This window comes from Pseudoduganella sp. RAF53_2, from assembly GCF_052113985.1.
GTDB lineage: Bacteria > Pseudomonadota > Gammaproteobacteria > Burkholderiales > Burkholderiaceae_D > Rugamonas.
This window is the reverse complement of record NZ_JBFRDW010000324.1, coordinates 1-6,702: the sequence shown is the minus strand read 5'-3', so window position 1 is coordinate 6,702 and position 6,702 is coordinate 1. Positions and strand designations below refer to the sequence as shown.

At 58.5% G+C, this 6,702-nt stretch carries 6 protein-coding genes; 5 read left to right on the top strand and 1 reads right to left on the bottom strand.

The window, feature by feature from the left end:
• Positions 1-306: 306 nt before the first annotated feature.
• The 5 genes from AB4Z11_RS18910 to AB4Z11_RS18890 all read left to right on the top strand — a co-directional run bounded on the left by AB4Z11_RS18910 (position 307) and on the right by AB4Z11_RS18890 (position 5,057).
• Positions 307-822 (top strand): hypothetical protein, encoded by a 516-nt coding sequence (locus AB4Z11_RS18910; protein ID WP_442026873.1) that lies wholly within the window; start codon positions 307-309, stop codon positions 820-822.
• A gap of 14 nt (positions 823-836) precedes the next feature.
• Positions 837-3,080: a ParB/RepB/Spo0J family partition protein gene (locus tag AB4Z11_RS18905; protein WP_442026872.1), complete on the top strand. Its 2,244-nt coding sequence runs from the start codon at positions 837-839 to the stop codon at positions 3,078-3,080.
• Between the two features lie 116 nt (positions 3,081-3,196).
• Entirely contained in the window at positions 3,197-3,706 is a 510-nt protein-coding gene (locus AB4Z11_RS18900) for a hypothetical protein (RefSeq protein WP_442026871.1), read from the top strand.
• The gene (locus tag AB4Z11_RS18895; RefSeq protein WP_442026869.1) at positions 3,703-3,915 is read left to right on the top strand and encodes an excisionase; all 213 of its coding nucleotides are present in this window, start codon (positions 3,703-3,705) and stop codon (positions 3,913-3,915) included. Before AB4Z11_RS18900 ends, AB4Z11_RS18895 begins: the two co-directional genes overlap by 4 nt.
• A complete protein-coding gene (locus AB4Z11_RS18890) occupies positions 3,894-5,057 on the top strand; it encodes an Arm DNA-binding domain-containing protein (RefSeq protein WP_442026867.1) in 1,164 nt (387 codons plus the stop codon). Before AB4Z11_RS18895 ends, AB4Z11_RS18890 begins: the two co-directional genes overlap by 22 nt.
• A gap of 50 nt (positions 5,058-5,107) precedes the next feature.
• On the opposite strand, the gene AB4Z11_RS18885 is transcribed toward AB4Z11_RS18890, so the two are convergent.
• A complete protein-coding gene (locus AB4Z11_RS18885) occupies positions 5,108-6,424 on the bottom strand; it encodes a HEPN/Toprim-associated domain-containing protein (protein WP_442026866.1) in 1,317 nt (438 codons plus the stop codon).
• Positions 6,425-6,702 lie beyond the last annotated feature (278 nt).

The window sequence follows — 6,702 nt, the reverse complement described above, 5'->3', positions numbered from 1 at the left end:
CGAGAGAATTTAGAGTAACTTTACATTAAAGTATAGTTTTTCTTTACTTCAAAGAATAGATTATCTATACTCCGCTCGTATCAATTCTTTGATAGGAGCAAACATGGTCTCACCCGAATCCCACCCACGCGGTTTCAACGAGCAAGCACTCGCCGAAAATCCAGTAGTTCGGATTCGCGCGAGCCGGCCCGATCCCTTCGCGGGACTCAAGGGCCATGACTACATCAAGGCGCGCAACCTTGCCCCATCGGTACAGCGTGTGCAGACGTCTGCACACGGCTCGCCCACGATGCAGGAGGTGTGCAAGTGAGCGCGCCTCTCCCATCTATCGCCGCCAACGACAACTTCAGCGATCATGCCGCAGCACTGGTCGCCAGCATGAAGAATTTGCAGATCGCCGCGGCGAACGCCACTGAGTTGCTGGTAGAAGCCGGCTTTGCAGGCATGCGCGGCGACACCGCCGACGACTTGCGCGTCGCCCTTGCAGCCCACGATCAGCTCGTGCATGAGTTCAACGTGAAAGTCCGCACCAGCGCCGGCATAACGATGTTCCAGACGCACGCATCCGACGCAGCCAGTGCAGCCGATGCCGCTGCGCAGCGCGCCGGGGACGCCCCTTGCGGCATCACGGTTATGCCAGCAGAACCCGACCGCCCCACCTTAGTCGCCGCTCACCGCGCTCTGCAGATAGCCAAGCCGCTGGACGCCGCCCTGGATGACCCGCGCCTTGGTCGAGCCTTGCGCTCGTATGCCCGCAAGCATCCAGTTCGCCGCATTGCAACCACTGATTTCAAATCCCTCGCGGCGAACGACCGCGATTAATCGAGAGCCCCACCATGTCTAAACTCGTCGCACTCGCACCACCCGTTGTCCCTATGCCCGCCGACCGCGTCATCGTGGTCGACGAGCTGGTTATCGAAGGCCACCAGGAAGTCGATACCTGGGACATTYGCATTTCGCTCACGAACCGGAAGCGCTTCAATGAGGAAGCTCTGCAGCGCCTGGCCGAGAACGTCAACCAATACGGCATTCTCCAGCACCTGCTGATCCGCCCTGTAAAGCCCACTGCCGATCAGCCACAGCGCTTCGAAATCGTCGCCGGCGAGCGCCGATATCGCGCGGCCGTCATAGCCGGCCTGTCCCGCGTTCCTGTGCGCGTCAAAGCGCTGTCGGACGAGCAGGCGGCCGTTATCCAGCTATTGGAGAACATCCAACGTGAAGACCCTCACCCACTGGAAGAAGCAGAGGGCTATCAGGGCCTGATGCACAACCACGGATACACCATCGATCAGTTGATCGAGCACACGAAGAAGAGCCGCACCTACATCTATAACCGGCTCAAGTTGTGCCGCCTTTCGCTCAAGCTCCGCGACATGTTCCTGGACGACAAATTCGAGGAATCCGTCGCTGAACAGCTGGCACGATTGCCAACGCCGGCAATGCAGCTCAAAGCTGCCGAGGAAGTCAGCAAGCCGGATTACTACGGCAACAGGATGTCCGTGCGAGCTGTCCGCGAACACCTGCGCACCAACTACACGGTTGAGTTGAAAGGCGCCGTGTTCTCGATCAAGGACTCCAACCTGGTCAACATCGCTGGATCGTGCGTTGAGTGCCCAAAGCGCTCCGGCAATCAACCTGATTTCGACGGCGGCGACAAGAATGCAAACGTCTGCACAGATCCGTCCTGCTTCCGTGAAAAGGAAGCAGCGCATGCAGCGAACGCACGCAAAAAAGCCGAGGACGCCGGCAAGACCGTAGTTACCGGCGACGCGGCGAAGAAGATCAAGACCAGCTCCTGGAACGACTCCCTCAGCGCTGGCTACAGCGCCCTGGATGCCAAGTTCTATGTTGGCGGAAAAGAGACCACCTACCGCAAGCTGCTGGGCAAGAACCTGCCGGAAACCGTGCTGGTGGAAGATCCAAACAAACCCGGCAAGCTGATCGAAGCTGCAAAGACGAAAGACCTTGAGGAACGCGCCCAGGAGTCCGACGCTGCAGGGAAGACGCCGGCAGCCGAGGCTGCCAAAGCGAAGGCCAAAGAAAAGCAGCAGGAGCGGGATGCAGCGATCGAACGCCAATACCGCCGCGACCTGTTTACCGCCCTGCGTGGCCACTACCAAGAGCACGGCCCAGCACCCTACGATAAGCACGAAATCGCCGTCCTTCTGTTCAGCGGCTGCCCGAATGAGGCCGATGGCTTCATCCGCAAAACCTATGGCTGGACCGGCAGCGAGTTCGAGAGCGGCTACTTCAACAAAAAGTGGGTGAACGGGTCGGACAAGATCAAGGACGTCATCCGCCAAATGCCGATCGACGACGTGCACCAGCTCATCATCGACCTGACCTTCGCCCGCGACTTGATCGTCAACACGTACAGCGGTCACGGGGAAAAGCCGACCCGCATGCTTAAGGCGGCCGTGGAAGCCGGCATTGACGCCCCAGCAATCCGCGCCGGCTTGGTGCAAGCTGCCAAGGAAAAGGAGGCGGCGAAATCTAAGCCGAAGGCGAAGAAGACAAAGGCGAAGGCACCAGCGCAGAAGGAGATCAACCTTGCGCCGGCGGCACCAGCGGCAAAGCGCGCCAAGGCCAAGCCGAAGAACGAGCCAGCACCTGCCGCCAGCAGTTCGACACAGGAGGGGGCGGAGGAATTGGTAGGCATCGACCTCACGACGCTGCAAACGGAAGATGCTCTCACGGCCTACATCAAGGCCAACCCTGGCCGCCTGGATGATCTGGCCGACCTGATTATCGATCAGGCTCCGCACCTGGTAGCAACGCTGGAAGCCRCAGGCGACCGCGCAGGCTATATGTACCGTGGCGGCTGGCATATCAAGCCGATCGAAGCGACCGCACTGCAAGCCGAGGATACCTCTGCGCCGGAAACAGCAGAAAGCGAAGCCCAGGAGCCAGCTGGCAACCGCAAGACCCTCTCACTCAAGCCAAAGGCAGTAGCAGGCGAGGACGCGGCATCCGACGCTAGCGGCCCCACCATCAAGGTGAGGAAGAACCGAGCAGCACAGATCGCGACTGACCTGAGGCCGGCAGCTGCGTGGCCGTTCCCGACTCCGAACCGCCCATGACCATGAAAGAAGGCTTCGTCCTCGACCTGGTGATGTTCGCCATTCTCGCCGCCGGCAGCACCTACCTGGTGTTGCTGGTGACCGCATAGCCCGCCAAGAACCAACACAGCCAAAACATGAACGCTTTTAAAAATCACACCAACGTATCGACCAGCTCGCTGTCTGCTCCACTGGTCATCCGCAACCTCATCGCTGAACTAACGGCCGGCGATCAAATCATCCGCACTCTGCATCGCTATATGCCAATGCACCAGCTAGTCCACGCCAAGCTCGATCTAAAGGAACGGGGCGTGGTTGATCAGAACCTGCAGCGAATTGATGAACGCGCGGCGGTCATTGCACTCGCTACTTCCTTTGCGGCGGACCTAACAGCGCCCCCTGCACCAAGCTCCACACTAGCGAACCATACGCCACCATGCGCTGACGAATTCATGCGCGGCGTGATTGCCGCACTCGGCGCACTGGCCCCGCACAGCGCGCATGGCGACGTCATGCACGACGAAATCGTCAAGTCAGTGGGCAAGGATGCGCTGTATCGCATAGCCGAAGTCGAGGACGTGGAATGGGCCGGGCTCGACCCCGTCCACTACGCTGCAGTTCACGCGAAGAACCAGGTGACCGCATGACCACCATGACACAAAACGCGGAATCGATCGGCYTGCAGTGGATGCTGATCCCAATGTTTTCCGCCCTCACCGGCTATACCGAGAAAGCCGTGCGCCGCAAAGTGGAAGACGGCGTATGGATCAACGGCAAGCACTACCGCAAGGCCCCTGACGGCCGCATCACCATGAACCTCCAGGAGTATTACAAGTGGGTCGAGCAGCAAAACTGAGCGGCGTTGAAGTCCGCGACAACAGCATCCGCGTGTACTTCACGTTCGACGGCAGACAGTGCAAGGAAACCGTACGCATGGACGGCTCCATGCTGGAGCCCACGCCGGCAAACGTGAAGTACGCTTCACGCCTGGTCGCCGAGGTGCGCGACCAGATCCGCTTGGGCACCTTCGATTACAGGGCCACGTTCCCAGACTCCACCACCGCGCCAGCACCGAAGGCGAAGACGGGGGACGAGCCGTTCTTCGATCTTATCGACCGTTGGTGCGACCTGCTCGAGCACAAGCCTTCCACGAAGAAGATGTACCGCCAGCAGAAGGACAACTTCTGGAAGAAGCATATCCCGAACAAGCCAATCAAGCTGATCGTCCATTCCGACATTAAGCACGCCCTGAAGCAAGGCACCTGGAAGAGCAACAAGAGTCGCAACAACCAGCTGTCGATCATCCGCAGCGTGTTTGACCTCGCCGTGCGCGACAAGCAGATCAAGGACAACCCGTGCAGTGGGCTAGAGTATGCGTTGGTGCAGGCCGCCGATCCCGATCCGTTCTCACTACGCGAGGTGCAGAAGATCCTGACCAGCATCGGCGAGCACTACAGCGTGCAAGTCCTGAACTATGTCCAGTTCCAATTCTTCTCGGGCTTGCGCACGTCAGAAGCGATCGCGCTGGACTGGTCGAACGTGGACCTGAACAAAGGCGAAGTTCTGGTCGAAGTAGTTGTCGTGTACGACGAGGAGCAGGACTCGACCAAGACATCGACGCGCCGCATCGTCAAGCTCACGCACGAAGCGCTGGCAGCATTGATCGCCCAGCGCAAGTTCACGACCAGCGGCAAGGTGTTCCACGACCCGTACTACAACGAGCCCTGGTTGTATCACCGCATCACCGGCGCCACTTGGTGGACGACCACGCTCAAGCGCCTCGGCATCCGCCATCGCCGCGCATACAACTCGCGCCACACCTACGCCACCATCGGGCTCATGGCCGGCGCCAACCCGGCATTCATGGCCCGCCAGCTGGGCCACAGCCTGGAGATGTTCTTCCGGGTCTACGCCAAGTGGATCGACGGCCAGAACGACGATCGGGAGATGGCAAAAATACAGGCTGCGATCAAGAGCGCCTTGCCGCTCGCCGCGTAACTTACGCCCCCGGCCGCCTACCAACTCAGCGGCCGGGGCAGTGTAGCGAATCAGCTGTAGCTCTGTACGACTGGCAGCATCTGCTCGGCTAGCTGTACGCACTGGCGCTCAAGTGCGCTCAGCACGACCCTCAGCTTGCCAACGTCGTATTCATTCGAGGCAATGGCCTCTGCTGTTGCAGCGTAGAACGCATCCGAGTAGCTTTCCTTGAAATCTAGCGCCCCGTGGTATCTGTCCAGCTTGTCTTTGTAGTTGGTCCAAGTCACCTGCGCTGGCTTGCGATTATGCAACCGCAGGTCCAAGTAGCACTCGATCGCAGCAGCCCGCCCGTTGATGTCGGCGTTCACAACACCTTCCGGCCCCCGCGCCGGAAAGAAGCGGAAGTCATCAATATCAGGAAGCACCATAGCGCGCATATTCGCGGGGAATGAGAAACGCTTTAGACTAAGGTAAGCATCAAGCCCCTCCGCATCATTATCGAAGAGAAACACGACACGATTGTGAACGTCGATCTTGACGAGCCCCTCTGCAAACTTAGCCAAGTTGCCGGTTCCCGAGAACGGGTGTCGGTCTTCAATATCCATAAATCGGAAGAAGTCCTGAATTTCCGGCCGGAGTAGCGCAATGGCCCGCTTCAAAATATGCGTGTCCGATTTACCTTCAGTCGCGATGAGGTACGTTTGAGTGCGACGCGCACCGGCGACGAAGTCGTCATTCTTAGCCCAGCCTGCGTCGACGAAGTTGCCATAGTCCCACACTACCTCCAGGTCTAAGTTGGCTGGGTTTTCGGCAAGGACCCGCAGTATTGAGTACGGATTCAGAAATCCGATCAGATTCCCGAAGTGACTGCGCTCTGAATATCCGCCGCGCTCACGAAAGACACTCCCGACTGGCAGCTGTTCAAGTTCAGGCTCGCTCGCGAAAACCCCACTCTTCGCGAGGTGCCCGACGTCGTAGTCCTCAATGTACTTGTCGCTAAGCTCACTTACCGCGTATTTCCGGATGAACGCCAAGAACCTGTCGAAATCCATAGGAACCGACCTAACCGGCCCACCCACCTCTTCGATTCCCGCGCTTTCTTCAAGATCGGTCGCCACGACGCGGTTGAAGTCGGCCCTAACTGCATCTAGCGTATACCCGAGCATTTCCAAACGCTGAACCATTAAGCGCAAAGGCCGACAGAAACACATTTCGCTTTGCGACACATCTAGGTCAGGATGTTGCTCGTAGTAGTCGTAGTTGATGCAGGGATGCGGTCTTCGCTGTCGATCCACCTCCTGGAAGAGCTCGCCATGATCCCAGCCGATGTAATGTGCGTTTTCCGTCAGCGTCATTTCGCCGACCGTCAATGTAATTGGGGTGCTCATAGCGCTCTATTATTCGGCATCTCGACCTCGACCGCTAGTCTGGACGATTGCCATTCTACAAGCTGCCTGTATGATTGCCATTTTCAACCCCAAGAATCCACGACATTGATGACGCCAGAGCAGACTGATTACTACGACCGCGTTGTTCGCCCCCTGGAAATGAAGCTGTTGGCCCTACCTTTGGGCGACCTATTCACCGGAGCGCTGTACGACTTGCAAGGCAACCCGATCGAAGGTCTGTTGCTGCCGGACATGGGCGAGAATGGTCTGCGGTTGTC